Below are 1,369 nucleotides of genomic sequence, written 5' to 3' on the forward strand. Positions count from 1 at the left end.
CGCCGGCACTTCGTGCACTCGAAGGTGATGGCGTGGGTCGCGGTCGACCGCACGATCAAGCTCATCGAGTCCGGGGACGCGGACGGGCCGCTGGAGCGCTGGCGCGAGCTGCGGGACGACATCCACCACGACGTCTGCGAGAAGGGGTACGACAAGGAGCGGAACACCTTCACGCAGTCGTACGGCTCCAAGGAGCTGGACGCGTCGCTGCTGCTGATCCCGCAGATGGGCTTCCTGCCGCCGGACGACAAGCGCGTCATCGGCACGATCGAGGCGATCCAGCGGGAGCTGTCCACGGAGGACGGCTTCATCATGCGCTACCCGACCACCGGCTCCGAGGCGGGCGTGGACGGCCTGGAGGGCGACGAAGGTGCCTTCCTGGCGTGCTCGTTCTGGCTCGCCGACGACCTCGCGATGATCGGCCGGGTCGACGAGGCCCGCAAGCTCTTCGAGAAGCTGCTGGACCTGCGCAACGACCTGGGCCTGCTGGCGGAGGAGTGGGACCCGCGCCTCAAGCGCCAGGTCGGCAACTTCCCGCAGGCGTTCAGCCACGTGCCCCTGATCGACACGGCACTGCGGCTGACGGCGTCCGGCGCGTACGGAGGCTGAGAGCGGCATCGTGTGCGGGGCCCCGTCCTTCCGGGCGGGGCCCCGTGCACGTGGGTGACCCGGCGACCGGAACGTACCGGTACGGGTAGCCTCCGCCCTATGGAGAGCCAGGACGGGATCACCGTGCAGCGCGCGCTGGAGCTGCCGGGACTGCGTGCCGGGCTGCCCGAGGTCGTCGCGGGCGCGGACCGGCTGAACCGTACGGTGCGCTGGGTGCACGCCGGGGAGGTCCCGAACATCGCCTCGCTCCTCAAGGGCGGCGAGCTGCTCCTCACCACCGGGTTGGGCCTCGGCACCCGGCCCGCCGAGCAGCGGGCCTTCGTCCGCACCCTCGCCGAGCGGGGGATCGCCGCGCTCGTGGTCGAGCTGGGGCCGAGGTTCGACCGGCTGCCCGCCACGCTCGTGGAGACGGCCGGGGCGGCCGGGCTGCCGCTCGTGCAGCTCCATCGCGAGGTGCCGTTCGTGACGGTGACCGAAGAGGTCCACACCGAGATCGTCAACGGCCACTACGCGCTGCTGCGCCGGGCCGAGGAGGTCCACCGGCGCTGCACGGAGGCGCTGCTCGGCGGCGGCGGGGTGCCGCAGGTGCTGCGGATCCTCGCCGACTTCGCGGCCAATCCGGTCTTCCTGGAGACGGCGGCGGGGCAGCTCCTCTACGCGGCGGCCCCGGCGGCCGGGCCCGCCACGGCGCCCGCCGCCGTCGATCCGCTCCAGATCTGGGAAGGGCTGCGCGGACAGCGCGCGGCCCGCGCGGCGGGGC

The 1,369-nt window shown here is 73.0% G+C and carries 2 protein-coding genes; both read left to right on the plus strand.

Annotated elements, in window-relative coordinates; genetic code table 11:
- Positions 1-609, plus strand: a 609-nt coding sequence (locus GT042_RS10535; RefSeq protein WP_161308447.1) for a glycoside hydrolase family 15 protein, incomplete at its 5' end; no start/stop codon positions are given.
- Between the two features lie 99 nt (positions 610-708).
- On the plus strand, positions 709-1,369 hold a 661-nt coding region (locus GT042_RS10540; RefSeq protein ID WP_202532604.1), incomplete at its 3' end, for a PucR family transcriptional regulator ligand-binding domain-containing protein.

It is taken from the genome of Streptomyces sp. SID3212 (genome assembly GCF_009865405.1).
Lineage (GTDB): Bacteria > Actinomycetota > Actinomycetes > Streptomycetales > Streptomycetaceae > Streptomyces.